The organism is Stenotrophomonas lacuserhaii, assembly GCF_039674585.1.
Taxonomy (GTDB): Bacteria; Pseudomonadota; Gammaproteobacteria; order Xanthomonadales; family Xanthomonadaceae; genus Stenotrophomonas; species Stenotrophomonas pennii_A.
This window is the reverse complement of record NZ_JBDJNU010000003.1, coordinates 87,363-112,556: the sequence shown is the minus strand read 5'-3', so window position 1 is coordinate 112,556 and position 25,194 is coordinate 87,363. Positions and strand designations below refer to the sequence as shown.

The window sequence follows — 25,194 nt, the reverse complement described above, 5'->3', positions numbered from 1 at the left end:
ACTCAAAGGCTCTTGCTGGCGAGGTCGGGCTTATTGGCGATTTCCCTTAATCGTGTCGTGATCCGATATCGTGTCATCGCCCCGCACCATCACGGCTTCTTCTTACTTCCAAGACTTGGCGGCTTGTCGTTGGTCCTATTTGATGTCCTTCGATGAGCGCCAAGCAAGCCGGCACTCCTATTTCGTGGCCTTGGATGAGCTCTTCTTAGCCCGCTTTTGGGTGCTTGTCTTCCGTAGATCAGGAGTCACCTGGCTTCGCCTAAGCGCAGCCTCTAGATCCGCTGGTAAGTTCTGGAGCTTGGCCAGCTGATCTTCTAGAGCTTCACATCTGCCACGCTGCTTGTCCGCCATCTGTATTGCCGCCGCGGTGGCTGAGCGCGCCTTTTCAAGGCTGTGCCGCATCTCTGTTTCAATCGACGCATTCCTTTTTACTGCGCTGGCAAGCTTCGTCTGCAATGTCTTGGCCTCTTGTCTAGCGCGATCGAGATCACCCAGCGCTCGATTTTCGACAGATCTGACGTGCTCAGCCAGGGTCTCGCGCTCGGATCTCGCCGATTCCTCGGTCTCTTGCAGCCTGTCGTAGAGAACCTGCCGTGAGGTCTCCACTTGCTCAAGTCGCTGAATAGCGGAAGTTCGCTGCCCAGCGAGTTCCGCAGCCTGCAGCTGAAGCTGATCGACCAAGCGCTGCAATTCCGTGACCCGGGCGCAGGCTAGGCGTTCGGCGACAAGGGCCGCCTCCGACTTCGCATGGACAGCGCTCATCTCACCTGCGAGTGCTTGGGCCCGGACAAGAAGTTCCTCTTGTTTGAGTGTAAGCTCCTGGCGCACCTCGGAGAACTCAGCAAGGACGGCATCACGCGCATGTTCTAGCGCCAACGCCCACCATTGCCCAGCAAGCTTCCCCACCACAGCCGGAGCGTCTTTCACGCTTGGCTTCTCAGGATGCAACCGACTTCCAAGGCTTAGCCACCAAGTCTCAAGCAAGCGGGTAACCGTGTTGGGGGAGCCCGTACCCAGATGGGCCCGAACGCGCTCCACTGTCGGGCGCTCACCCTTTGCGACTAGCGCGTCAGCGGCGCCGTGCACGTCTAGTTCCGTGATGCCGCGAGCCATTGAATAGTCTCCTGTGCGGGCGCCCTGCCCCGTTGATTCCGTACTAGTGATAAGTGATGATTATCGTGGCTACGCCTACTTATTCGTAGCGCACATTACATACTATGAATGATAATTCCACTAGTGCCGCCCTCGTCCAGACCGTCCACCAGCTGGTACTGCCCGAACAGCTGGCGCAACAGGCGGCGGACGCGGTGCGCGAGCTGCTGGCCGAAGCAGCGGCCGAGAACACCACCCGCAGCTACACCAGTGCCCTGCGCTACTGGGCCGGCTGGCATGCGGCGCGCTACGGCATCGAGCTCGCATTGCCGGTGCCCGAAGCCACCGTGCTGCAGTTTGTGGTCGACCACGTGCAGCGCCGCTCGACTGAGGGTGAGCTGGCGTGGGAGCTGCCGCCGATCGTGGACCAGGCCTTGGTGGCGGCCGGCCTGAAGGCCAAGCTTGGGCCCTGGACCTTGGCCACCGTGCGGCATCGGGTCGCCGTGCTGTCCACCGCGCACAGGCTCAAACAGGCGACCAATCCCTGCGAACAGCCAGCGATCCGCACCGTGCTCAGCCGCGCCGCCCGAGCCGCAGTCAAACGCGGCGAGCGGCCGCGCAAGAAGACCGCGATCACCCTGCCCGAGCTGGAAGCCCTGTTGGCCACCTGCGACGACAGCCTTGAAGGAATACGGGATCGCGCCCTACTCTGCTTCGGGTTTGCCAGCGGTGGGCGCCGGCGCAGTGAGATCGCCGCCGCTGACTTGCGCGACCTGCGCCGGATCGGCGAGTCGGGCTACATCTACCGCCTGGAGCACAGCAAGACCCAGCAGGCCGGCGTCACCGCGAGCTCGACCCCGGACAAGCCGGTGCTCGATCGGGCCGCCCTCGCGCTGCAGGACTGGCTGGACGCAGCCGGGATCACCGAAGGGGCGATCTTCCGACGGCTGTGGAAGCAGCGCGTCGGCCCCGCCCTGTCTCCGGCCGCGGTAGGCGAGATCGTACAGCGGCGGGCGCGTTTGGCCGGGCTGGAGGGAGATTTTGGCGGGCACAGCTTGCGGTCTGGGTTTGTGACCGAGGCCAGTCGCCAAGGCGTGTCGCTGCCGGCGATCATGCAGTTGACCGAGCATAGGTCGGTGTCGAGTGTCGTGGGGTATTTTCAGACCGGCGGAGCCACAGCTAACCCCGCTGCTCGACTGCTTGAAGACTGAAGGGCGCCGCCATTAAGGCTTGTTGGAGCGGGTGATGGGAGTCGAACCCCTCAAATCGAAAATATTGAGGAGCGGAACGTAGCTTGTGCCGATGGGCGAAGGCTATAGAGCGGGCACCTTGAACCTGTCCCCCAACGACTATGCCAAGACACTGAAGCCAGCCGCGTGACCCGCTGCTTCTTGGCGTCCGTTCTTAGGGGGCAGGTTCAGAATTCCTGTCCGGTGGCCTATTAGACGACGTAGGAGGCACTCAGACATCGACCAAGTCGCTGCGGTCGCCCAAAGGACTGGGCTTTGCGACAATCGCTCGATGCACCCCCTCTTCGATATCCAGACCGACCACATCCGCGCCTTGGACGACGCGCAGGCTAGGGAGCTGTTAGCTCGTCTATGCCGCTCCCATGTTCAACGAGCAGGCCTCGACCCTGCTGCCGTGTTCTGGGCGGGGAACCAACGGGCCAGTGATGGCGGGGTCGATGTTCGGGTCGACTGCCAACCAGCCACAGACCTAAGCGGCCCCCTAAGCCGCAGCGTGGCCATCGTCCAGGTCAAAGCCGAAGTCTTTGAACCCCACAAGATCGGGCCAGAGATAGCGCCCAAGGGGGCCATCCGTCCTGCGATTGCTTCGCTGGCAACGGATGGCGGCATGTATGTGATCGCCTCCACCCGCGACGATCCCGCTGATCCGAGGCGGGCCGATCGCGTGGCTGCCATGGAAAAGGTGCTCGATAAGCACGGCTTGGCGGGCAAGATCAAGGTCGACTTCCTCGGCGCGCGACAAATCGCCGATTGGGTCGAGGAGTTTCCCCCACTTGCCATCTGGGTGCGCGAGCGCATCGGAAAGCCTATTCGGGGATGGAAGGGTTATGGTCCCTGGGCTTACAAGGAAACGGACCAGGATGCCGAGTTCGTTGTAGGCACGGAGCCGCGGGTTTTCGGGCCGGGTGCTACCGATGGAATGACTGATCTCCAAGCCATTGAGGCGATCCGGCGCGACTTGTCGGCGGGCGGCACGGTGCGCTTGATTGGGTTGTCTGGTGTGGGCAAAACCCGACTAGCACAGGCCCTGTTCGATCCTCGCATCCAAACCGACATGCCTGCCCTTTCCCAGGACTGGGCGATCTATACCGATATCTCGAACGGCCCTAATCCGTCCCCAGAAGCCATGATCGAGGCGTTTACGGGATCCAGCGCTCCGTCGATCTTGATCGTGGACAACTGCGGGCAGAAATCGCATGCGGCCCTCGTCGAGCGCAAGGCAAAGTCCGCCAAGACGCTTGGCCTGCTGACTATTGAATATGACATCCAGGACGACCTCCCCGAGGACACGGTGTTTTATCGTTTAGAGGGCGCATCTGACGAAACGATGTCGGTGCTCTTGCGTGCACGCTATCGGCATCTTTCGTTGAACGATGTGCACACCGTCATTGCCGCAAGTGACGGCAACTCTCGCCTCGCCTTCGCGCTGGCTTCCACTTCCAAATACACCGATGACTTGTCTTCACTGAAAGATGGTGAGCTGTTCCGGCGCCTGTTCGAGCAATCCCAGGGCGCCGGCGACGAATTATTGCGCTGTGCCAAGGCTGCGAGCCTGATCTATTCGTTCGATGGTGAGGATGTGTCGTCCACCTCCGAGATGGCGATCCTGGCGGCGTTCGCAGGCACCACGGTCGCCGATTTCCGGCGCAACATGCTCGACCTCAAGCGACGGGGTTTGCTGCAGGAACGTGGGAAATGGCGCGCATTGCTGCCCCATGCAGTTTCAAACCGTATGGCCGCGCAGGCCCTGGAAGAACAGCTCGCACCGGAGGTCGAGGATCGACTGTTCACCAATTCGCCAGAGCGTGTGCGTTCCTCGTTTGCACACCGCCTAAGCTTCTTGCATGGATCGAAGGCAGCCCAATCCCTAGTCGCTCGCTGGATGGCATCAGACGGTCCAATTGGAGCGCCAGCCTCGTTGTCCGACCACAGCTTCCATATATTCCAGCGCCTTTCTCCAGTTAATCAGGTGGCCACCTTGGATGCGGTCGAGCGATCTGTTTCCTCTAAGAAAGCCGATGATCTGGACGAGTTCCGGATCGAGAAGTTGGCCAACATCACTAGTTCCCTCGCCTATGAGGCACTCAACTTCGATCGCTGTATTGATGTGCTGATCAAACTGGGGCTCAAGCAAGCGGCCAACCGGAGCCACCGCGAGCGACAGCCTGAATACCTGATCGCGTTGTTTCAAGCGTATGGCTCCGGCACGCTAGCCCATGCCTCCCAACGCGCACCTCATATCAAGCGATTGCTGGCATCCGGCAATGGAACCGAATACGAGATCGGTGTTGCATTGCTGGCCGAGACGCTCAAGGTGCGCGGCTTCCGCAGACATGGCACGTTTCAGTTCGGGGCACGGACACGCACGCAAGGATGGCGGGCGAAGAACGGAGCCGAGCATCGCCAATGGTATGAAACCTTCCTCGCCATTGCCGAACCGATGGCGCTGCAAAACAACCAGAGCGGCAAGACCATGCGCGCCGCCTTGGCCAAGACAGTTGCAGGATTTGTCTACGATCCGTTGCTTCTACAGCATCTAGAACGCCTCGCGCCCGAGTTCATCCGCATCGACGGCTGGCTTCCGAGCTTACATGCAGTCAGGCAGCTGCTACGCGACAAGGAGCTGCGCGGAGACCCGCGCACGCGAGCAGAGGCGTTTGAGCAACTCGTGAGCCCCCAGGGGCTGCGTGCGCAAGTCCTGGCAGCAATTGCAATGCGAGACCCTTATGACTACGCCAAGCTTCGCGAAGATGGCGACGATGTCTATGAGCGAATGACAGCGAATGGTCTGGCCCTGGGCCGAGAGTTGGCGGGTGAACCCGCACTCCTACAGGACATCCTCCCCCGACTGTTGGAAGGCGAAATTTACGGTCAGGCGCATTCCATCGGTCAAGGAGTGGCTATCGCCTTTGCCGATACCAAGCCACTCATCGATATGGTGCGCACGGTGGTCCAAGCCGCAAGCGAACGGAAGTCGTGCAATCTGACTTTCGTCGGTGGCTTGTTTCGAGGTTGGCACGAGCGCGATCCAGCGTTGGCATCACGCCTTCTAGATGAAGCACTTAATGATCCGATCTTGGGCCCGTGGTTCCCGACTCTGCAGCTGCAGGTGCCATTGGACGCTACGGGAGCGACCCGGCTGGTCGCATCAATTGACGCCGATCTCGCTCCCATTCTGTCTTACCAGTTCCTCGGCCCCTCGCTGAAGACCCTCGATCTCGTCAACATCGCCTCCGTTCTCAATGCCTTAACTACTAAGGGCCCGGAAGGAAACTATTCCGCAATCGATGCTCTGTCATATGTCGTGTATGCAGCTAGCGATCGCGAGCCGGAGTGGAAAGACGCTCTGGCGACGTTCTGCCGAGACTTCATGGTGCGGGCAGAGTGGCCGCACATCCGCGAATTTGGTGAGCGCTTGGATCACGAAATATCTCAGATCCTCGCATTCGGAGTAAGGCATTCCCTATCCTTCAGGGACGTTCGTCCCTTGCTCAAACGTGTCGAAGACTACCGCAGAGAAAGCTCGGGCTATGTGCCAAGCGATAGCGGCAACTACTTGGCGCCGATCCTACAGCGCTACCCGGTGGAAACGCTGAGCGTTCTCAACCAAAGGCGCTCGATAGAGCAGCGGCACCGGGTGGACGACATGGTGCTGGGCGCCTGGCATACGGATCACCTGGGTTTGCCCGGGCCGGTGATGGCACCAGATACCTTGGTCGAATGGTGTGCCGGGGATCCTCCCAAACGGATCGCATTCGCATCTCGGATCTGCCCACTAGACTTGCCCGTCGAGGGAGCGCCTTCTGCGGTGGCACGGCTGCATGCACTCGCACCCGACAAAGGTGTCTTCATCCAAGCCGTCTTGGGTCGCTGCATGCGGGCGACCACTTCCAGCGAAGACCTTCCCAACTTAAATGCAGGCATCGAGCTTCTCAAAAATTTGCCGACAGCCTCTGGATCCCCAGAGGCAATCCAGCGAGATCAAGCTGTCCGGGACCTGCGAGAGCGCATCGAATGGTGGAACCAGATGCTGGGACGCACGGGGCGTGAGCGAGATGAAGGATTTGAGTGAGGGCCCTAGAGCCGATCCGGAAAACCAGTGTCGCGGTCCTCACCAAGACTTTTGCTGTTGGAGGCGACAAGAGAAGCTTTGCCTACCCTCGATAAATATCCCTAATCCTAAAACTGGATAGCGGCTCCCCTGTCCTATCCGGTGGGCCAAGGTCCGCTTTCGGCCAGAAGCGGACCACTGACCACCCACTCCGCTCAGATTCCGGCGAGCACGCCCGGATCACCGGTCCTCCAGACGTTGTCCACTATCACATGCTTGATCTCCCACCCCGCGTCGCGGCGGGCCAAGAAAACGTCATAGCGGTTCTTCATCAGATACTGGCGTGTGCCGTCGACCCTCGATACGTGCTGCGCTTCGACCAACACATCCACCCGGGCCGTATCACCGTCCACCGCCACCCTCGGGTTGCTGAACGAGTGGGAGGTATCGAGCCCGTTGAGCGAAGTGGACAGCGCCTCGACGATGGTTTCCCGCCCCTGCAGCACCGGGTACTCGAAGCCCGCCTTTGCGCCGGCGGGGCGGAAGTCGGAGATGGCGTCCTCTGTAAAGGCCGACGAGAGCAGCTTGCGGTCGCGCAGATCGATACCTGCGGCGAAGCGGTACAGCGTGTCGACCACGGCATGTGTATCGCGAAGAGTATCGGAAGCGTTGAGGGGCAATGACATGGGGTGGATTCCTTAGCGAGGCGTGGGGGTGGTTGGGTCAATGAAGGTGATACGGGTGTCGGCGATGGTCTCTGCGAAGCCGCTGCCGAATACACCTACAGGCGTCTGGAAGCCTGGGCGCGCTTCCCCTGCCAGCACACGGCGCGCAGCCACGACCGCGGCCAGGGGCGTGAAGCTGTAGCCGTTCACGGTATCCAGCACCGCGCGGGTGATGGCACCGTCGGCGCCTACCACCTCTACCGCTGCCTGGTACCGGTTGTCGGCGCGCTCCTGCGCGGTGGGTCCATCCGGCAGTGCATCGATGCCGCCTTCGGGGAACGCGCTGCCAGACACATGCACGTAGGTTTCGATATCGCCAACCCCGGTCTGCCTGGCGATGGTGATCAGGTCAGGCAGCGTCACCGGGAAACAACTCACCAGCCCATTGCCGAAATCGAGGTCCTGCAGCACGTCCGGCGCATGCGCCGTGAGCACATCATCCTTTCGCATCAGGCACGTGGCCGTTACGTGCTGGCTGGCACTGAGCGCCGATCCGCGCGACATCGACCCCGCCACATGCAACGCGATACGGATGGACAGCGGTGACGGCACACGCTCAACGGCACGTGCGGCCAGGCTGCCAAGCATCGCCACGCTACCCCCGCTACCCGGCATCAGCATTACCCCCGCCTCAGTGGCGCTCAGGTCATGGCGCTCGGCCAGCTGGTAGCTGTCCAGTTCGGCTGCAATATCCAGGTAGTGGACACCGGTACGCAGGCAAGCCTCCATCAGCGCCTCTGCGGTATGCGCGAACGGCCCAGCGCAGTTGAGCAGCACCGCGATCTCCTGCAACCCGTTGTCCACATCGCCAGCGTTATCCAGCGCGAACACGCGGTACTCCACGCCAAGGCGCGTGGCCAGTGCCTGCAGCGGCGCTTCGTCGCGCCCCGCCAATACCAGCCTCAGCCCAGCTTCCTTCGCGTGCGCGGCAGCCATGCGCCCGGTGTAGCCGGATGCACCGTAGATCATCAATGTTTTCATGGTGTGTTCCTCGCCACCCTATTCGAGGGCGGCGTCAATGCGGGAGATGCGGCCTGCGGAATCCACGGCCACCAGAAGCAATCCGATCTCGTGACCGAAATCGCCAGTGAAATCGACCCGGGCCCGTGCACGTGCATCGCCAAGACCTTCCAGCGACAGCAGCCGGGTAACCGTGTGGTAACCCACGAAGTACTTTTCCAGATAGTCCCGCACACCGGCGGGCTTGTTGAAGGTGCATCCGGTGGACGGGTCATCGATCACGGCCGTCGTGCTGAACAACGCGAGGGCCCGCTCGATATCGAAGGCGTTCGTTGCGCTGATGAAGGCCACTACCGTGGCCTGCACGGGGTGCGTCGCGGCTGCGTCATTCATGGCCGTGCTGCCAGCTCTTGTAAACGAACTCCAGGCTGTAGCCATCCGGATCGCGCACCTGCGCGGCGTAGTAGCGCGGGTCGTAGTGCAGCTGCGGGCCGGGCGGATGGATTTCGCTGGCGCCAGCGGCCATCGCGGCGGCGTGCGCTGCATCGACCATCGCCCTGGACTCTGCCACGAAACCAACATGTGCCGCCTGCGCCGCCGCCACGCCCTGCCGCAGCCAGAAGAAGACCCGGCCGCCTGCGCCGAAACCCTTCAGGTCCGGGTGGCCGGGTGGGCCCTGCCGGCCGTCGTAGTCGAGCCGGTTGACGATGCCCAGCGGGGCCAGCGCGGCCGTGTAGAACGCAACCGAGCGGGTGGTGTCGGTGACTGTGAGGAAAATGTGGTCGAGCATGTCGTACTCCCGTTGCGAACTAGATGTTGTAGCCGCCTGCCACTTCAATGGTCTGCGCATTGACCCAGGCCTGCTCATCACCGAGCAGCCCGGCAATGACGCGGCCCACGTCGTCCGGCTCACCTACCCGGCCCAGTGCCGTCTGCGCGGCCAGCAGGGCTTCGAACTCATCGTTGAGGCCGCCACCCAGTTCGGTACGGATCGCCCCGGGTGCGACGGCGTTCACGCGGATGCGGCGCTCGCCGAACTCCTTGGCCATGTAGCGGGTGAGCACCTCCAGCCCACCTTTGAAGGCGGCGTATGGCGCCACCCCGGCGGTGGCCACGCGCGTGGTGGCACTGGTGACGTTGACGATGCTCGCGCCAGTACTCAGCAGCGGCAGCAGTGCCCGCGTGAGGAAGAACGGCCCCTTCAGGTGCACGTTGAACAGACCGTCGAACTGCTCCTCGGTCACGGTCTCGATCGGATTGAACAGCCCGAACCCGGCGTTGTTCACCAGGCCACACAGCGCGGAGGCGCCCCAGGTGCCCTGCAAGGTGTCGTTCACCATCGCGGCGAATGCCGCAAAGCTGCCGGTGTTGGCCACATCCAGCTGCAGGGCCACTGCCGTGCCGCCTTCTGCCTGGATGCGCTCCACTACCTGCTGGGCAGCATGGGGCTGGGCGTTGTAGGTGAGGATGACGCCCATGCCGCGCTGCGCACAGTGCAATGCGGCGCTGGCACCAATGCCACGGCTGCCGCCGGTGATCAGTACATTTTTCATGCAGGTACTCCTGTGCAGTGAAGGGTGATCCACAGGCTAGGCTCGCTGGCCGTGGAGCGCCGCCCTGATCCTCGCTATTTCCTGCCTATTCCTGCTCCTCGCCTTGCCAGCCCGCTCCGGTGGGTGTCCAATGTGGCCATGGAAAACGCACTGGATGAACTGCGCCGGCTCGCGGCGCATGCCGAAAATCGCCGCACTGATACGGGTATTCCCCGTGTGGCCATGGTGCAGGGGGAGATCCCGGAGCATGCCTTGGCGGCCGTATACGAGCCGATGATCAACCTGATCCTGCAGGGCACCAAATCCATGACGGTGGGTGAGAAGACGCTCCACTACGACCCCGCCACTTATTTCATCATGTCCGTGGACCTACCGGCGGTGGGTGCCGTGCACCCGGCCAGCAGCGGCGAACCGTACCTGGCGGTGAGCCTCACGCTGGACCCGAGCATCCTCGCAGCGCTGCTGTGCGACACCACCGATGCCGCCACCGGGCGCGGCGAGCCCTCCACCCAGACCGAGGCCTTCAACGTCGCTGCCGTCACCCCGGAGCTGATGGATGCGTGGGTGCGCATGCTGCGCCTGATGGAACGCCCCGGCGAGATACCTGCACTGGCCCCGGCCTACGAGCGCGAGATCCTGTACCGCGTGCTGCAGGGACCACACGGATGCATGCTGCGACAGTTGGCCACGCCGGATTCGGCGCTGGCGCGTATCAGCAGCGCGATCCAGCGCATCCGTAGCGACTACGCCAAACCGCTTCGAATCGCCGCCTTGGCCGAACAGGTGGCAATGAGCGAGTCGGCCTTCCACCGTCACTTCAAGTCCGCCACCGCACTGAGTCCGCTTCAGTACCAGAAGCAGCTGCGCCTGCTGCAGGCACGCCAGCTGTTGACGGCGCATGGCAAGAGCGTGACCGCGACCGCGCTTGATGTGGGCTACGAAAGCCCGACGCAGTTCAGTCGAGAGTACGTACGCGCGTTCGGTCTGCCGCCTTCCCGGGACGCTGCACGCATCATGGCGAGCGTCCGCGGACCTGCACTCGCCTAGCCGGCGGGTGCAGCCCTGCCCCCGGTCAGCTCTGGGAAGCGCCACCGTCAGCAAACAGCTCTACGCCATTGACGTAGCTGGCTGCATCACTTGCCAGGAACGCGACGGCCGACGCGATTTCCTCCGGCTCGCCGATGCGGCCCAGCGGACTTTTTGCCGTCAGAAACGCCATGCCCGCCTCGGCATCGTCTCCGAAAGCTTCGCGCAGCGATGGCGTATTGGTCGGCCCAGGGCTCAGGATATTGATCCGGATCCCCGTCCCTTTGAGTTCGGCCGTCCAGCTCCGGACCATGTTGCGAACTGCCGCCTTGGTACCGCCGTAGATGCTCATGGTAGGGCCCGGATCCATGGAGGACGTCGACCCGATGATCACCACGCTCGATCCGGAGCCAAGCAGGGGCAGCGCACCCTGCAGCGTCAGCACTACGCCCTTTACGTTGGTCGAGAACTGCTGGTCGATCTGCTCCTCGGTGATCTTTCCAAGTGGTGCATGTACACCACCACCTGCGTTGGCCACCAGCACGTCGATCCCGCCGAAAAGCCGTTTCACCTCGGTATACAGCGCCTCCAGGCTGGACGCGCTGCTGACGTCGGCGACCAGCCCGACCGCGTTTTCGCCCAGCGTGGCAAGCGCTTCATCCAGTACCTGCTGGCGCCTGCCTGTGATGACCACCCGGGCCCCCTCCTGCGTCAGCCGTTTGGCGATCGCCAGGCCGATTCCACTGCCACCGCCAGTCACAACAGCTGTTTTATTGTTCAAGTTGTACATTGCACGCTCCGCGTTGTAGTGATCACTAATCTAGAATATAGTGACCACTAAAGCAACGGACGCAAACATGCCACTGCGTCCTCGCAACACTTCGCCACCCACGCAGCTACGCCGACGTCGGAGGAAACCATGAGCCAGAAACTTCCAGGATCGACCCGCTTCAAGGATTCGCCTTCGTCGGCGCGGCCATCACGGCGCCCCTTTGACCGCGAGGCGGGCGTTCTCATCGCAAAAGATCTTTTCCACGAACGGGGATATGACGCGGTGGGCATCTCCGAGCTCGTCCGCGCGCTCGACATCAATCCACCGAGTCTGTACGCCGCCTATGGAAACAAGGCTGGCCTGTTCGAGCGATGTCTAGCGGTTTATGTGGAAGAGGCGAACCTGCCAGCAGACAGGATCCTGACGCCTGATCGGCAGCTGGGTGAGGCCATCAGCGACCTCCTGCTGCATGCCGCAGCCCTCTATACCAGATCGAAATCCCGGCGTGGCTGCATGGCGGCCGAAGGGATGCGCGCTGATGATCCGCAGGCGCGTGCATTGGCCGGTGCCTACGCGGACGCCTCTGCCACCTTCATCGAGCATTACATCAGCCGGTCAGAGCCGCAGCGTGCGCGCGAACTGGCCGATTACGTCGTGACGACATTGCAGGGCTTGTCTGCTTCGGCACGCGCCGGATTGTCCAGGCCCCGAGTGACTTCGGTCGCCAAACTTGCCGGCCTCGCCTTCGAAACGTTCTTAGCTACCTCGGAGCAATCCACGTCATGACGATCCTTGATCACATTGAGTTTGCGGTCAGCGATGCTGAGACATCCCGGCGCTTTTACGAAGCCGCCCTGGCTCCTCTAGAAATCCTCCTCGTCATCACCATTGGCCCCGAGCGCACTCGCACCGGCGGCTCCCGCCATGGTTTCGGCAAGGAGGGCTATCCATGCCTATGGATTCACGACCATGAGGCACCGGGGACGGGCACGCACATCGCGTTCGCGACCGACAGCCGGGCAGCCGTCGACGCATTCCACCGTGAGGCGGTGGCCGCTGGTGGTGTCGACAATGGGCCACCTGGCATACGGCTGCAGTATCACCCGCACTACTACGCCGCCTACGTGCTGGACCCAGATGGCGTCAACGTGGAGGTGGTCTGCCAACGTCAGTCCTGACCGTGCAGAAGCTTCCTGCCTTGGTGATCAGCAGTATCTGCTCCCGCATGTTTAAGGAACTAGTAGGAATAGTTGGACTAAGGGCTTTCTCTAGCAAACGGGGACGCGCGGGCGACGGTGTGGTCTCGTCAACCTTAGTCGTGATCTGGAGCCCTGATCCATTGCTCGGGGAACGCTTGCTTCTGCCAGTAGCGAAACTCCGCCTACCCCCGATAAACATTCCTAATCCAGCGGCGGAATTCCGGCATTTCCACCCCGTGGTCCTACCGGTGCCTGGCTCGCCGCATGTGGCAACCAGAACAGTTGACGGCGGTGGTGGCTCCGCCGGACTACCTGCTCAAGCATGGACTCTCGGAGACACTGCATGACCCGATCGACCGCACCTGGTGGACTGTACGCGAGAGTTCGAGGAAATGGGCCGTCCTTAGAATGCGGATCGACCATCGGCTGGTGTCAGCGATATGGGCATCGTGCTGCTGGCAACTGCTCAGTCGTTTGGGATCGCCTTCGCGCTTGAAGAGCTGGTAACAGGCCTCATCGAGGCGGGCACACTTGTTCGACTGACCCGTACTGGCGCCCTGCCTTTCCCGGTTACAACACCTATTACCCACGCCGCCACCAGCCGTCGGCGGCATTCGCCTTGTTGGTGAGCGAGCTGCGCTCACGCGCCACCGAGGCGAAGACTCCATCCCGCATTGATGCACTGGGCACATAAGAGCATTCGCGAATCGTGCGGTTTTAGATAGCACCGCCTCGGCTAGGATCAGTGCAGTGAATCGGTGCCAGCACTTTCCTGCCAGCTGAGAGGCCCAGCATCATGACCCTGCTCGCCCGGGCGTACGCACGTCCTGATTTCTGCGTGGTGGAAAGCCGTCCCGAGGCATCTCGCCCATGACGGACGTTCGATTGACCCGAAGAGAGCTGCTGGCAATGGGCGCGACGACCACGGCGGGCGCCGTGGCAGCGCTCACTCCCTTGCCCGCCCATGCGACCGCCAGGGAAGATCACTCGAGAGCGTTGCCGGTCCACGAATCCACAGTCTCGCTGGAGGTCAACGGACGCCCCCTCGTGCTGCAGGTCGACAACCGAAGCAGCCTGCTCGATGTGCTGCGCGAGCAACTGCGCCTCACGGGGACCAAGAAAGGCTGCGACCAAGGACAATGCGGCGCCTGCACGATCCTCGTCGATGGTCGACGGATCAACTCCTGCCTGACATTGGCGGTCATGTTCGAAGGCGCTTCGATCACCACCATCGAGGGAATTGGTACGGCAGCGCAGGCTCACCCGCTGCAGCGGGCGTTCGTGAAACATGATGGCTACCAGTGCGGTTACTGCACGCCGGGTCAGATCTGCTCGGCGATCGGCGCCCTGGATGAGATCGAACGCGGCGTTCCCAGCTTCGCCAGTGACGATCCTGCCGCCATGCCTGAGCGGACGGAACCTGAGATCCGCGAGCGGATGAGCGGCAACCTCTGCCGCTGCGGCGCCTACCCCAACATCGTCGCGGCGATCCTCGAAAGCGTGGAGACCTGAGATGAAGCAGTTCACCTTCGAGCGCGCGACCTCGCCTGCCGATGCCGTCCAGAAAGCAACCCATACACCGGGCGCCCGCTTCATCGCAGGCGGTACGAACCTGCTTGACCTGATGAAGCTGCAGATCGAGTCTCCTGCCCACCTGATCGACATCAATGCCATCGGCCTGGACACCGTCGAATCGACGCAGGATGGCGGAATAAGGATCGGCGCACTGGTGCGCAATGCCGACCTGGCGGCGCACCCGCGCGTGCGCAATGAGTACGGCGTGTTGTCGTCGGCCCTGGTATCAGCTGCGTCGGGCCAGCTGCGAAACCGGGCCACGACCGGCGGAAACCTGTTGCAACGCACGCGCTGCCCGTACTTTTACGACACCAACCAGCCGTGTAACAAGCGACTGCCCGGGTCGGGGTGCGCAGCCCTTGGCGGTTACAGCCGCCAACTGGCCGTCGTGGGTGCGAGCACGGAGTGCATTGCCACCCATCCCAGTGACATGGCCGTGGCACTGCAGGCCTTGGGCGCGGTGGTGGAAACACAGCAGCCAGGCGGTTCGAGCGGACAACACACGCTGGAGGCGCTGTATCGCGCACCCGGCTCCACACCGCACCTGGAGACGGCGCTGATGCCAGGTGAGCTGATCACCGGGGTCCGCCTGCCCCCTCCCCCTGCGGGCCGCCAGGTGTACCGGAAACTGCGCGACCGCGCGTCTTACGCGTTTGCGCTGGTGTCAGTGGCGGCGATCGTTGATGGCCCGGCCATGCGCGTGGCCGTGGGCGGCATATCGCACAAGCCCTGGTCGCCACGCGGGCACGCTGGACATTCCGCTGCCGCGATCATGTCCGCACTCCGCGCTGAAGCGACAACCTCGGCGATAGCCACCGAACAGAACCGCTTCAAGCTGGATCTCGTCGAGCGCACTCTCGCTTCTATCCTCAACCGCACCACGTGATGCGCCATCTCCCGATGGAAGGAGGAACAACGTGAAGTTTGACCAACCCGCAGGCGAGAATCCGATTGATCGGCAGACCGTGGTCGGAAAGCCACTGGACCGCATTGACGGCCCGCTCAAGACCGCCGGCCAGGCACGCTACGCTTACGAACAGCATGACGTGGCGACTGGCCAACTCTACGGGGTGATTGTTGGCGCTTCCATCGGCCACGGGCGCCTGCTGGACATCAACACGGACAGGGCCCGTTCCGCGCCCGGGGTTCTCGCCGTGCTGACCGCGCGCAACGCAGGCCCTCTTGGCAAGGGAGAATTCTATGCCGCGACGCCGCTGGTTTCCGATGCGGTTTCGCATTACCACCAGGCGATCGCCGTGGTGGTCGCCAGCACCTTCGAGCAGGCCCGCGCGGCCGCGCATCTTGTCCACGCACGTTACGAGAGAGTGCGTGGCGCCTTTGATCTTTCATCCGCGGTATTTCCCGAGGAGCCGCCGGCCAACAGCCCCGACGTGCACATCGGCGATTTCGACGCCGCCTTCGCAGCCAGTGCCGTGACGGTCGACGAAATCTACGAAACACCGGACCAGTCCCACGCCATGATGGAGCCGCATGCCACGGTCGCCACCTGGAACGACGGCAAGCTGACGATCTGGACGGCGATCCAGATTGTTTCGTGGGGCATGCGTGACCTGTCGAAGATTTTCGGGACGCCGCAATCCGACATCCGCATCATCTCGCCCTACATCGGTGGCGGCTTCGGCGGAAAGGCCAGCGTCCTCAGTGATGCCGTGCTGGCGGCGGCGGCCTCGCGTCTTTGCGGACGCCCGGTCAAGATCGCCCTGGAACGCAACCTGATGTTCAACAACACCTCGCACCGGCCAGCCACCCGGCAGCGCGTGCGGATCGGCGCGGACAACGCGGGGCGGCTGCAGGCGATCGGTCATGAGACCTGGTCCGGCAACCTAGTCGGTGGGCCCGCGGAGCGCTCCACCATCCCCACTGCGTCCCTGTATGCGGGGGCGAACCGGCTGCTGCGCACACGGCTGGCCAGGCTGGACCTGCCCGAAGGCAACGCGATGCGCGCGCCCGGCGAAGCGCCTGGCCTGATGGCCTTCGAGGTGGCGATGGATGAGCTGGCAGAGAGGCTGCAGCTGGATCCTCTTGAGCTTCGCCTGCGCAACGATACGGACAGAGACCCGACGCTGGACAAGCCATTCAGTACACGCCGTTTCACCGATTGCCTGCGCATCGGCGCGGAGCGGTTCGGCTGGGACCGCCGCGCGCGCGTGCCCGGCTCCGTCCGCGATGGGGATGAGCTGGTGGGACTGGGGCTGGCAAGTGCCATCCGCGGCAACAACGTGACCAACTCAGCGGTGCGCGTCCGCCTGCAGGCCGGCGGCAGGCTCATTGTTGAAACGGACATGACCGACATCGGCACCGGCAGCTATACGATCATCGGGCAGACCGCGGCGGAGATGCTTGGACTGCCCCTTGAGCGTGTCGATGTGCGACTGGGGGATTCCAGTTTTCCCCGGGCGTCGGGCTCCCTCGGCCAGCGCGGGGCGAACAGTTCAACCTCGGGCGCCTTCGCGGCATGCCAGAAACTTCGAGAGGCGCTGTGCGCGGCCGCCGGCGCGGACCTTGCTGAGTGTGAGTTCCAAGGCGGTGAGCTGCTGCATGATGGCAAGCGCATACCGCTGCAGCAGCTGGTCGTGGGGCGTGAGCTCGTTGCCGAGGACGGCATCGAGTTCGACACGGCGCGGGGCGGGCTGGCCCACCAGACCTTCGGGGCGCACTTCTGCGAGGTACGCGTCAACCGTTTCACCGGCGAACTGCGCGTTACGCGGATGCTGGCGGTGTGCGCGGCAGGCCGCATACTCAATCCAAAGACAGCCCGCAGCCAGGTCATCGGGGCGATGACCATGGGCCTGGGCGGCGCACTGATGGAATCACTCGCCGTGGATCGGCGCCTGGGCTATTTCGTCAATCATGACCTGGCAAGTTACGAGGTCCCGGTGCATGCGGACATCATTGACCAGCAGGTGATTTTCATCGACGAACTGGATCCGCACTCCTCACCCATGAAAGCCAAAGGGGTGAGCGAACTCGGCATATCCGGGGTGGCAGCGGCCGTTGCCAATGCGGTCTACAACGCGACTGGCGCACGCGTACGCAGCTACCCGATCACGATCGAGAAGATCTTCCCGCACCTGCCTGCCTGAGGTGCAGGCAGTAATGCGCGGCGATTCATACCGTGGGCGAATGACTGATATCCGTTCCATGTCCTTCCGCCATGAGTCCGCGGCCGTTAGCGTTAGGACCTGCTACCGCGCGCTTCAGTGAAAGCCGCCGCGGTGATCGCGAATCTGGCTGAAAGGAACACCATGACCCGAACCCTCCTGCGCGCCACGATCCTGGCGGCGATGACCGGCCTGATGGCAGGCAACGCCGCAGCTGCAGACTACCGCCTCAATCCGTACTCGCTGGCTTACGAGGGGGCCATTTCCACCAATGCCGCCGGACAGGTCAACATCTATCCGGTCGTCTACCCGCTCAACGGGGTGGAAATCGCAGCGAACATCTACACCCCGGCGGGATATCCGTCAGCTGGCTCCTACCCTGCGGTGGTCGTGGCCCATCCCAACGGCGGCGTGAAGGAACAGGTTGCCGGACTGTACGCCCAGCGCCTGGCGGAACAGGGTTACATCGCCATCACCGCCGATGCCGCTTACCAGGGCGGCAGTGGCGGAACACCGCGCAACGTGGACAAGCCGGCCTTCCGCATTGAGGACATCCATGGCATGGCGGACTTCATCTCGCGCTATCCGGGCGTGGATAACGCGCGACTGGGCCTGCTCGGCCTGTGCGGCGGCGGCGGCTATTCACTGGCCGCTGCCGCAACGGACAAGCGCTTCAGAGCGGTGGCCACCATCAGCATGTTCAACTCAGGGCGCGTGCGCCGGAACGGATACGCTGATTCGCAGTTGCAGACCATCCAGCATCGGCTGCGGCAGGCCTCTGACGCGCGCGCGCAGGAGGCCGCAAGCGGCGAAGTCCTTTATTCCGGTGACGCCATCCTTTCCGAGGAGCAGATCGCCTCCCTCCCGTTCGATCTCTATCGGCAGGGGTATGAGTACTACTGGAAGACCCATGCGCACCCGCGCTCCACCTTCCGCTACACCACCAGCAGCCTGATGGATCTCATGCGCTGGGATGCGACCGACCAGATGGCGCTGGTCGACCAGCCGCTGTTGATGATTGCCGGCACCAAGGCCGACAGCTTGTACATGTCCGAGGATGCATTCGCCAAGGCGACCGGTACCGAAGACAAGGAGCTGTTCACCCTGGACGGCGCAACCCACATCGAAACCTACTGGGTGCCCCGCTACGTCAATGCTGCCGTCAGCAAGCTGGCGACCTTCTACGCACGCACTCTGGCGCCCGCAACCACCGGAGAGCGCTCGTGATCAGACTGATACTCGGAACCGCCCTGGCCGCAGCCGCCCCCTTTGCACAGGCCGATTCCGAGGTGGCCGGCGGGCAGACGATCATCCGCAAAGGCACGCGGCCTTCGGTGACCGGCCCGGCGGATCGGTTCACCGGCCACGTGCGTGTGGATCCGCTGTTTGCCGCTGATGAGGAGATCCCGGCAAGCGCAGCCTACGTGACCTTCGAGCCCGGTGCGCGCTCGGCGTGGCACGTGCACCCTGCCGGGCAACGGCTGGTTGTAGTCGCCGGTGCTGGCCTCACCCAGCAGTGGGGAAAGCCCGTGCAGGAGATCCATCCCGGCGATGTAGTGGTATGCCCTGCCGGGGTGAAGCACTGGCATGGTGCAGCGCCCGACAGCCCGATGACCCACCTGGCAATGGGCGGCGTGTCGGAAGGGAAAACCGTTCAGTGGATGGAGGCCGTCACCGATGACCAGTACCACGCCCGCTAGGCCCCGTTGGCTGTGCATGGCAGTTGCCTGTGCGTTGGCCGCGGGAGGCTTGATCTCATCTGCGCAGGCCATTGACAACCCAACGGAATCCTCGAACATGACCGTGTCCCCGCCGACCTCGCAGACTCTTACTGCACGTAAGCAGTCGATTCCCCTCATCACCGCCGCCGCCGCCACCGGCAACCTTCCGCAACTCGACATCGCACTGAATCGTGGGCTTGATGCCGGCCTTACCCTCAGTGAGGCGAAGGAAATCCTGGTGCAGCTGTATGCCTACGCAGGCTTCCCCCGCAGCCTCAACGCGCTGGGCGAATTGATGAAGGTCGTCGAAGCGCGCCGACAGCAGGGCATCGAAGATGCTCCAGGCCGCGAGCCGACCCGCGCGGTACCTGTTGGCGATGCGTTGCTGGCCGTCGGCACGGCCAACCAGACCCGCATTTCCGGTGCGCCGGTCAAAGGTCCGGTCATGGAGTTCGCACCGGTGATCAACCAGTACCTCCAGGCCCACCTGTTCGGTGACATCTTCGAGCGTGACAACCTGGACTGGCAAAGCCGTGAACTGGCCACCGTCGGCGCGCTGGCAGCGATGCCTGGCGTGGAGGCCCAGTTGCGCTCGCATATGGCAGCCAGCACCCGCGTGGGATTGTCCATCGCGCAGCTGCGGCAGGTTGTGCAACTGCTGGAGGACGCGGGTGAGGCGGCGGCAGCAGGACGGGCCCGCGAGGCCCTGGACCAGCATGTCGCCGCTTCGCGCTGACCCGCCGCATGGCCGCACCGCCGCCCTGTCGAAGCCGGCGCGCCCCACCAACCTGACCTGGAGTCCACGATGAGCACCCAACCAACCGATTCAAACCGTCGCAGGCTGCTGATCGGTGCAGCAACACTGGCCGCGGCCCCGATGGCCGCCTCACTGGTGGCGGGACACGCCGCCGCAGCGCAGCGCGCTGCACGCGTTGGAGGCACCGCAGCGGCGTCTACTGCACTCACCCGGCGCAGGAAACTGGGTGCGCTGGAGGTCTCTGCCGTGGGGCTTGGCGTGCAGAACATGAGCCGCACCTACCAGACCACCGTGCCGTCGCGCAGCGAGATGCACAACATCATCCGCACCGCGTTTGATCGCGGCCTGACCTTCTATGACGCGGCGGAAGCTTACGGTCCGCACGAGGTCGAGCGGATCCTTGGCGAGGGCGTCGCGCCGTTCCGCGACGAGATCGTGATCGCCACGAAATTCGGCTGGAACATCGACCTGCAGACCGGTGCGCGAGGGCCGGGCCTGATCAGCCGGCCCGACCACATCAAACAGGCGGTGGACGGCATGTTGACCCGCCTGCGCACTGACCGTATCGATCTGTTGTACCAGCACCGCGTTGATCCCCAGGTGCCGATCGAGGATGTGGCCGGCGCGATCAAGGACCTGATGGACGCAGGCAAAGTGCTTCACTGGGGGCTCTGCGAGATGGGGCCGCAGACGCTGCGCCGGGCGCATGCCGCGCTGCCGGTGACGGCCGTGCAGAGCGAGTACTCGCTGCTCTGGCGCGGACCGGAGCACCAGGTGCTGGGCATCTGCGAGGACCTGGGCATCGGCTTCGTGCCGTGGAGTCCGTTGGGCGTGGGCTTCCTGACCGGCGCCATTGATGAGAAAACCCGCTTCGCGCAGGGTGACATCCGCGGCAATGAAACGCGGTTCACCCCGGAAAAAATCACCCACAACCTCGCCCTGGTACGCGTCCTGCAGGCCTGGGCCGACCGCAAGGACTCCACGCCAGCACGCATCGCATTGGCGTGGCTGTTGGCGCGCAGGCCGTGGATCGTGCCGATACCGGGCACCACCCAGATGGCCCACATGTTGGACAACATCGGCGCGGCAGACGTGGTGTTCAGCAGCGGCGAACTGCAGGCGCTGGACGCGGCGGTTTCAGCGGTGACCGTGCAAGGCGAGCGCCTGCCGCCTGCGGTGCAGGTCTTCAGCGATGTCGAGGCGCCAACCCGGTAATACCGCTGCCAACCGACCGCATGCGATCCCCTCAGTCTTCGAACCGCAGGGCATCGCGCAGCAGGGTGAACGCCGGCGACGACTGCCGGCGACTGGGGTAGTACAGGTGGTAACCCGGGAACGGAGGGCACCAGTCCGCCAGCACCCGCACCAGTGCGCCGGACGCGATGTGGGCATGCACCAGGTCCTCGGGCATGTAGGCCAACCCGAGGCCTTCCAGCGCTGCCGACAGGCGCATGGCGATGTTGTTGAATACCAGCTGCCCCTCGACCCTGACCTTGAGTTCCTGCCCTTTCTTCTCGAACTCCCACGCGAAAATTCCCCCATGCGTCGGCAGCCGGATCGTGATGCAGTTGTGCTGGGTAAGCTCGTGCGGCGACTTCGGCCTGACATACCGCCGGAAGTAATCAGGCGAGCCCACCACCGCCATCCGCAGCTCCGGGCCGACACGCATCGCGATCATGTCCTTGGCCACCTGCTCGCCCAGGCGGATGCCGGCGTCATACCCTTCGGCGACGATGTCGGTCAGCCCGTAATCGACGATCACCTCGATGTTGAGATCGGGGTGTTGGGGTAACAGGCGGCCGAGCACGGGCTGCATGATGGAGATCGCCGCGTGTTCGCCAGCGGTGATGCGCAGGCGTCCCGCCGGCTTGTCACGGAACGCGTTGAGCTGGGCCAGCTCAGTGTCGATCTCTTCAAATCGAGGCGCAATGACCCGCAGCAGCTGCTCACCCGCTTCGGTGGGGGAAACACTGCGCGTGGTGCGCGACAGCAGCCGCACTCCCAGACGCTCTTCCAGTTGGCGCATGGAGCGGCTCAATGCCGGCTGGGACATGCCCAACTGCGCGGCTGCACGGGTGAAGCTACGCTCGCGCGCCACCAGCGCGAACATCGCCAACTGGTCGTAGTTCTCGACACCCATTGATGCAGCCCCGATATAAGCGATATCCGATTATGCCACTACAAGTCGAAGTCCGGCGAGCGTAGATTGGCTGCATGACGACTTCATCGCACAATGCCGGCCGTAGAACGGTCATCGCCGCCATGGCAGCACTTCCCTTGGGCTGCACAGCCGCGACGTCCGACTCCCCCGCCGCTGAAGCCCCCGTGCCCCGCAGCGGCGCGCGCACGCTGGTTGCATATTTCTCGCGATCGGGCAACACCCGCGTCATCGCGGGCCTGATCCATCGCAGCCAGCCCAGTGACCTGTTCGAGATCCAGCCTGCCGCTGCTTACCCGGATGATTACCTGGAGACGGTCGCACAGGCCCGCCGCGAACGCGACGAGGGCGCAGAGCCCGCCCTGCACGCCCTGATTCCCGGCATCACCGACTACGACACGGTGTACCTCGGCTTCCCCATCTGGGGCGAGACCGCGCCGCCGATCATCCGTTCGCTTTTGTCGCGGCACGACCTGCGTGGAAAGACGCTCATACCGTTCATCACCCATGGCGGCTTCGGCGTCGGCAGCAGCCTGCGCGTGCTGGCCGAGCATGCACCCGGCGCCCGCATCCAGGACCCCTTCACGATGGAGGCCGACCAGGAGCGCAGGACCATGGAAACCGTCAACCGCTGGTTGCAGAAATCAGCATGAACACTACTTGGAGCGAACCATGAAAATCCGCACACTCGGCCAGGGCCTGCAGGTATCGGCCCTCGGCCTCGGCTGTATGGGCATGAGCGCGAATTATGGCCCCGCCGCAGACAAGCACGAGATGATCGCGCTGATCCGCAGTGCCGTGGAACGCGGCGTCACACACTTCGATACAGCCGAAGTGTATGGGCCCTACGTCAACGAAGAACTGGTCGGCGAGGCGCTGCAGCCGGTGCGCGACCAGGTGGTCATCGCCACCAAATTCGGTTTCGATCTGGATCCGGTTACGCGGGCCCGCAGCGGCGGTACCAACAGTCGGCCCGAGCAGATCAAGGCGGTCGCCGAGGCGAGCCTGAAGCGGCTGCGCACTGACCGCATCGATCTTTTCTACCAGCATCGGGTCGATCCGGCGGTGCCGATCGAGGACGTCGCCGGCGCCGTCAAGGACCTCATCCAGGCCGGCAAGGTCAAGCACTTCGGGCTGTCCGAGGCAGGTGTGCAGACCATCCGCCGCGCCCATGCGGTACAGCCGTTGACCGCGATGCAGAGCGAATTCTCGCTGTTCTGGCGGGAGCCACTGCTGTCGTTGCTGCCCACGCTTGAGGAACTTGGCATCGGATTCGTACCGTTCAGCCCCTTGGGTGCTGGGTTCTTGACCGGGAAGATCAACGAGGAGACGCAGTTCGACCCCGGTGATTTCCGTAATGCGGTTCCACGTTTTTCTGCCGAAGCCCGGCGAGACAACATGGTGCTGGTGGAGGTGGTCAAGGCGCTGGCGGCGGACAAGGGCGCGACGCCGGCCCAGGTCGCCCTTGCGTGGCTGCTCGCACAGAAACCCTGGATCGCGCCGATTCCCGGCACCACGAAACTGCATCGCTTGGACGAGAACCTGGGCGCGCTGGACCTGACGCTGGACCAGGCGGACCTGCAGCGGATAGCTGACCAGCTCGCCAACATCCGCATCAGCGGCGAGCGACTGCCCGAAGCCGCGATGAAGATGACCGGCCGCTAGCCGGTCCAGCAGTTCCCTCCCCCGCGCGATGAAACGGCGCCCCGTTATCGGGGTGTCGTCTCCATCAGCGTGCGCTTTGCCGTGCAGGAATCCATGAACACCTCCCCCACTTCCTTACTCGCCCACCAGACTGCGGTACTGGGCATCATCCTGACCAGCTATCTACTTATTATCCTGGACGTGTCGATCGTGATCACCGGATTGCCGCGTATCCAGGAGGAATTGCAGTTCTCGCAGGCACAGTTGGCCTGGGTGCAAAGCGTATATACGCTGTTCTTCGGCGGCTTCCTGTTGCTGGGGGCCCGGGCGGGAGACATCCTCGGACGCCGACGCATGTTTCAAACCGGGCTGGCTGTCTTTACGATCGCATCGCTCGCGGTAGGCCTCGCGCCCAGCGCCAACTGGATGGTGGCGGCGCGAGCCGTACAAGGGGTCGGGGCGGCCATCCTTGCGCCCTCCTCGCTTGCGCTGCTGGCCATCCACTTCCCTGAGGGACCGCAACGGCGCAGGGCAACGTCGCTGTACGGTGCAGTGGCCGGTATCGGCGCCAGCATCGGGTTGGTGATGGGGGGGTTGCTCGCGGACCTCTGGAGCTGGCGCGTCGGCTTCTTCATCAATGTACCGGTAGGAATCGCGCTTGCATTCGCCGGCGCGCGTTACATCGAAGAATCCGAACGACATGCAGGCGACTTCGACCTGCTCGGTGCGGCACTGTCCACGGCCGGCTTCGGCGCTTTGATCTGGGGCATCGTCAACCTCGGCGACGTCGGCTGGCAGGACGTTCCTTCCCGTATTGCCGTCGTCATCGGGCTTGCCTTGATCGTGCTGTTCATAACCCACGAATCTCGTGCGCCACAGCCGATCATGCCACTGCACCTGTTCCGCCACCAGGCCCGCTCGGCCGCCTATCTCGCGAGGTTTCTGCTCCTCGGCGGCATGGTGACCTTCTTTTTCTATTCAACGCAGTTCATGCAGTCGGTTCTGGGATTTTCAGCGCTTGAAGCGGGCTTGGGCTTTCTACCAATGACACTGGTCAATTTCGCTTCTGCGCTCTACGGCTCCAAGCTCCTGCCCAAAGCCGGCCCTGCTGCGCAGACGTTGACGGGCCTGATGCTGATCGTGGCCGGCATGGCCTGGCTGTCGCAGGTAGATGCCAGCGCAACCTATCTGCTGGATGTCGCACTTCCGATGGTATTGATCGGCGCCGGTCAAGGCCTGTGCTTCGGGCCCCTCACCGCCGCTGGCGTTGTGGGAACAACGCGGCAGGACGCGGGTGCCGCCTCGGGCGTGGTCAACGTTGCCCATCAGCTGGGCAGCTCGGCAGGACTGGGGGCAATGGCAGCGCTGGCAACGGCCGCACAAGCCGGCGGCTCGGGTGCGGCCGCTGCCGCTCGCGGGGTCTCGGCCGCCCTACAGGGTGGAACGGTGCTGCTCGGGCTGGCTGCTGCGGTGGCGATGATGCTGTTCGCTTCCAACTTACGACCGACCGGTGGGGCCGAGCCTGGCGTGGAGTAAGCGAAGCTGCCAGTGCACCATGAAGCACGCGTGCCGGCAGCCAGTACCTTCGA

General features: G+C 63.5%; 23 protein-coding genes. 15 read left to right on the top strand and 8 right to left on the bottom strand.

Annotation, left to right across the window (positions count from 1 at the left end):
• Positions 1–177: 177 nt before the first annotated feature.
• Positions 178–1,113 (bottom strand): DNA-binding protein, encoded by a 936-nt coding sequence (locus tag ABE522_RS02130; protein WP_346590235.1) that lies wholly within the window; start codon positions 1,111–1,113, stop codon positions 178–180.
• A 104-nt stretch (positions 1,114–1,217) separates the two neighbouring features.
• Here ABE522_RS02130 and ABE522_RS02125 point away from each other — a divergent pair, with 104 nt between their 5' ends.
• The gene (locus ABE522_RS02125; RefSeq protein ID WP_346590233.1) at positions 1,218–2,303 is read left to right on the top strand and encodes a site-specific integrase; all 1,086 of its coding nucleotides are present in this window, start codon (positions 1,218–1,220) and stop codon (positions 2,301–2,303) included.
• 310 nt (positions 2,304–2,613) lie between these two features.
• On the top strand, positions 2,614–6,414 hold the full coding sequence (locus ABE522_RS02120; RefSeq protein ID WP_346590231.1) for a hypothetical protein: 3,801 nt from the start codon (positions 2,614–2,616) through the stop codon (positions 6,412–6,414).
• Between the two features lie 194 nt (positions 6,415–6,608).
• Here the strand turns inward: ABE522_RS02120 and ABE522_RS02115 are convergent, their stop codons facing one another.
• The 5 genes from ABE522_RS02115 to ABE522_RS02095 are packed head-to-tail and all read right to left on the bottom strand — an operon-like array spanning position 6,609 to position 9,631.
• On the bottom strand, positions 6,609–7,079 hold the full coding sequence (locus ABE522_RS02115; RefSeq protein WP_192083505.1) for a nuclear transport factor 2 family protein: 471 nt from the start codon (positions 7,077–7,079) through the stop codon (positions 6,609–6,611).
• A gap of 12 nt (positions 7,080–7,091) precedes the next feature.
• Positions 7,092–8,099, bottom strand: a complete 1,008-nt coding sequence (locus ABE522_RS02110; RefSeq protein WP_346590230.1) for a saccharopine dehydrogenase family protein — start codon at positions 8,097–8,099, stop codon at positions 7,092–7,094.
• An 18-nt stretch (positions 8,100–8,117) separates the two neighbouring features.
• Positions 8,118–8,471 (bottom strand): Cif family virulence factor, encoded by a 354-nt coding sequence (locus tag ABE522_RS02105; protein WP_192083503.1) that lies wholly within the window; start codon positions 8,469–8,471, stop codon positions 8,118–8,120.
• On the bottom strand, positions 8,464–8,868 hold the full coding sequence (locus ABE522_RS02100) for a VOC family protein (RefSeq protein WP_192083502.1): 405 nt from the start codon (positions 8,866–8,868) through the stop codon (positions 8,464–8,466). The genes ABE522_RS02105 and ABE522_RS02100 overlap by 8 nt, the downstream gene beginning before the upstream one ends.
• A 19-nt stretch (positions 8,869–8,887) precedes the next feature.
• Complete coding sequence (locus ABE522_RS02095) at positions 8,888–9,631, bottom strand: SDR family NAD(P)-dependent oxidoreductase (RefSeq protein ID WP_192083501.1); 744 nt, start codon at positions 9,629–9,631, stop codon at positions 8,888–8,890.
• Between the two features lie 222 nt (positions 9,632–9,853).
• On the opposite strand from ABE522_RS02095, the gene ABE522_RS02090 reads away from it, so the two are divergent.
• Positions 9,854–10,678, top strand: a complete 825-nt coding sequence (locus ABE522_RS02090) for an AraC family transcriptional regulator (RefSeq protein WP_197974308.1) — start codon at positions 9,854–9,856, stop codon at positions 10,676–10,678.
• 25 nt (positions 10,679–10,703) lie between these two features.
• Here ABE522_RS02090 and ABE522_RS02085 read toward each other — a convergent pair whose 3' ends face one another.
• Complete coding sequence (locus tag ABE522_RS02085) at positions 10,704–11,447, bottom strand: SDR family NAD(P)-dependent oxidoreductase (RefSeq protein WP_192083499.1); 744 nt, start codon at positions 11,445–11,447, stop codon at positions 10,704–10,706.
• 129 nt (positions 11,448–11,576) lie between these two features.
• Here ABE522_RS02085 and ABE522_RS02080 point away from each other — a divergent pair, with 129 nt between their 5' ends.
• From ABE522_RS02080 to ABE522_RS02040, 9 genes are all read left to right on the top strand, one after another.
• The gene (locus ABE522_RS02080; RefSeq protein ID WP_192083498.1) at positions 11,577–12,215 is read left to right on the top strand and encodes a TetR/AcrR family transcriptional regulator; all 639 of its coding nucleotides are present in this window, start codon (positions 11,577–11,579) and stop codon (positions 12,213–12,215) included.
• Positions 12,212–12,607, top strand: a complete 396-nt coding sequence (locus tag ABE522_RS02075) for a VOC family protein (protein WP_192083497.1) — start codon at positions 12,212–12,214, stop codon at positions 12,605–12,607. Before ABE522_RS02080 ends, ABE522_RS02075 begins: the two co-directional genes overlap by 4 nt.
• A gap of 891 nt (positions 12,608–13,498) precedes the next feature.
• Positions 13,499–14,140, top strand: coding sequence for a 2Fe-2S iron-sulfur cluster-binding protein (locus ABE522_RS02070; protein ID WP_346590229.1), 642 nt, complete (start codon positions 13,499–13,501; stop codon positions 14,138–14,140).
• Position 14,141: 1 nt separating this feature from the next.
• Positions 14,142–15,089: an FAD binding domain-containing protein gene (locus tag ABE522_RS02065; RefSeq protein ID WP_346590227.1), complete on the top strand. Its 948-nt coding sequence runs from the start codon at positions 14,142–14,144 to the stop codon at positions 15,087–15,089.
• A gap of 31 nt (positions 15,090–15,120) precedes the next feature.
• On the top strand, positions 15,121–17,307 hold the full coding sequence (locus tag ABE522_RS02060) for a xanthine dehydrogenase family protein molybdopterin-binding subunit (protein WP_346590225.1): 2,187 nt from the start codon (positions 15,121–15,123) through the stop codon (positions 17,305–17,307).
• A gap of 117 nt (positions 17,308–17,424) precedes the next feature.
• A complete protein-coding gene (locus ABE522_RS02055; protein ID WP_346590223.1) occupies positions 17,425–18,552 on the top strand; it encodes an alpha/beta hydrolase in 1,128 nt (375 codons plus the stop codon).
• Entirely contained in the window at positions 18,549–19,025 is a 477-nt protein-coding gene (locus tag ABE522_RS02050; RefSeq protein ID WP_346590221.1) for a (R)-mandelonitrile lyase, read from the top strand. The genes ABE522_RS02055 and ABE522_RS02050 overlap by 4 nt, the downstream gene beginning before the upstream one ends.
• A 97-nt stretch (positions 19,026–19,122) precedes the next feature.
• Complete coding sequence (locus ABE522_RS02045) at positions 19,123–19,782, top strand: carboxymuconolactone decarboxylase family protein (protein ID WP_346590219.1); 660 nt, start codon at positions 19,123–19,125, stop codon at positions 19,780–19,782.
• A 69-nt stretch (positions 19,783–19,851) separates the two neighbouring features.
• On the top strand, positions 19,852–21,018 hold the full coding sequence (locus ABE522_RS02040; protein WP_346590218.1) for an aldo/keto reductase: 1,167 nt from the start codon (positions 19,852–19,854) through the stop codon (positions 21,016–21,018).
• A gap of 31 nt (positions 21,019–21,049) precedes the next feature.
• On the opposite strand, the gene ABE522_RS02035 is transcribed toward ABE522_RS02040, so the two are convergent.
• Positions 21,050–21,943 carry a LysR family transcriptional regulator gene (locus ABE522_RS02035; RefSeq protein ID WP_346590217.1) on the bottom strand — a complete coding sequence of 298 codons (894 nt, stop codon included), beginning with the start codon at positions 21,941–21,943 and terminating at the stop codon, positions 21,050–21,052.
• A 185-nt stretch (positions 21,944–22,128) separates the two neighbouring features.
• On the opposite strand from ABE522_RS02035, the gene ABE522_RS02030 reads away from it, so the two are divergent.
• The 3 genes from ABE522_RS02030 to ABE522_RS02020 all read left to right on the top strand — a co-directional run bounded on the left by ABE522_RS02030 (position 22,129) and on the right by ABE522_RS02020 (position 25,141).
• Entirely contained in the window at positions 22,129–22,614 is a 486-nt protein-coding gene (locus tag ABE522_RS02030; protein WP_346590215.1) for a flavodoxin, read from the top strand.
• A 19-nt stretch (positions 22,615–22,633) separates the two neighbouring features.
• Positions 22,634–23,626: an aldo/keto reductase gene (locus tag ABE522_RS02025; protein WP_346590298.1), complete on the top strand. Its 993-nt coding sequence runs from the start codon at positions 22,634–22,636 to the stop codon at positions 23,624–23,626.
• Between the two features lie 93 nt (positions 23,627–23,719).
• A complete protein-coding gene (locus tag ABE522_RS02020) occupies positions 23,720–25,141 on the top strand; it encodes an MFS transporter (protein WP_346590214.1) in 1,422 nt (473 codons plus the stop codon).
• The last annotated feature ends 53 nt before the right edge of the window (positions 25,142–25,194 follow it).

Excerpts from the sequence above, each read along its gene's own strand:
- ABE522_RS02130 (WP_346590235.1), bottom strand. The coding sequence starts at position 1,113 with ATGGCTCGCGGCATCACGGAACTAGACGTGCACGGCGCCGCTGACGCG.
- ABE522_RS02125 (WP_346590233.1), top strand. The coding sequence starts at position 1,218 with ATGAATGATAATTCCACTAGTGCCGCCCTCGTCCAGACCGTCCACCAG.
- ABE522_RS02120 (WP_346590231.1), top strand. The coding sequence starts at position 2,614 with ATGCACCCCCTCTTCGATATCCAGACCGACCACATCCGCGCCTTGGAC.
- ABE522_RS02115 (WP_192083505.1), bottom strand. The coding sequence starts at position 7,079 with ATGTCATTGCCCCTCAACGCTTCCGATACTCTTCGCGATACACATGCC.
- ABE522_RS02110 (WP_346590230.1), bottom strand. The coding sequence starts at position 8,099 with ATGAAAACATTGATGATCTACGGTGCATCCGGCTACACCGGGCGCATG.
- ABE522_RS02105 (WP_192083503.1), bottom strand. The coding sequence starts at position 8,471 with ATGAATGACGCAGCCGCGACGCACCCCGTGCAGGCCACGGTAGTGGCC.
- ABE522_RS02100 (WP_192083502.1), bottom strand. The coding sequence starts at position 8,868 with ATGCTCGACCACATTTTCCTCACAGTCACCGACACCACCCGCTCGGTT.
- ABE522_RS02095 (WP_192083501.1), bottom strand. The coding sequence starts at position 9,631 with ATGAAAAATGTACTGATCACCGGCGGCAGCCGTGGCATTGGTGCCAGC.
- ABE522_RS02090 (WP_197974308.1), top strand. The coding sequence starts at position 9,854 with ATGGTGCAGGGGGAGATCCCGGAGCATGCCTTGGCGGCCGTATACGAG.
- ABE522_RS02085 (WP_192083499.1), bottom strand. The coding sequence starts at position 11,447 with ATGTACAACTTGAACAATAAAACAGCTGTTGTGACTGGCGGTGGCAGT.
- ABE522_RS02080 (WP_192083498.1), top strand. The coding sequence starts at position 11,577 with ATGAGCCAGAAACTTCCAGGATCGACCCGCTTCAAGGATTCGCCTTCG.
- ABE522_RS02075 (WP_192083497.1), top strand. The coding sequence starts at position 12,212 with ATGACGATCCTTGATCACATTGAGTTTGCGGTCAGCGATGCTGAGACA.
- ABE522_RS02070 (WP_346590229.1), top strand. The coding sequence starts at position 13,499 with ATGACGGACGTTCGATTGACCCGAAGAGAGCTGCTGGCAATGGGCGCG.
- ABE522_RS02065 (WP_346590227.1), top strand. The coding sequence starts at position 14,142 with ATGAAGCAGTTCACCTTCGAGCGCGCGACCTCGCCTGCCGATGCCGTC.
- ABE522_RS02045 (WP_346590219.1), top strand. The coding sequence starts at position 19,123 with ATGACCGTGTCCCCGCCGACCTCGCAGACTCTTACTGCACGTAAGCAG.
- ABE522_RS02040 (WP_346590218.1), top strand. The coding sequence starts at position 19,852 with ATGAGCACCCAACCAACCGATTCAAACCGTCGCAGGCTGCTGATCGGT.
- ABE522_RS02035 (WP_346590217.1), bottom strand. The coding sequence starts at position 21,943 with ATGGGTGTCGAGAACTACGACCAGTTGGCGATGTTCGCGCTGGTGGCG.
- ABE522_RS02025 (WP_346590298.1), top strand. The coding sequence starts at position 22,634 with ATGAAAATCCGCACACTCGGCCAGGGCCTGCAGGTATCGGCCCTCGGC.
- ABE522_RS02020 (WP_346590214.1), top strand. The coding sequence starts at position 23,720 with ATGAACACCTCCCCCACTTCCTTACTCGCCCACCAGACTGCGGTACTG.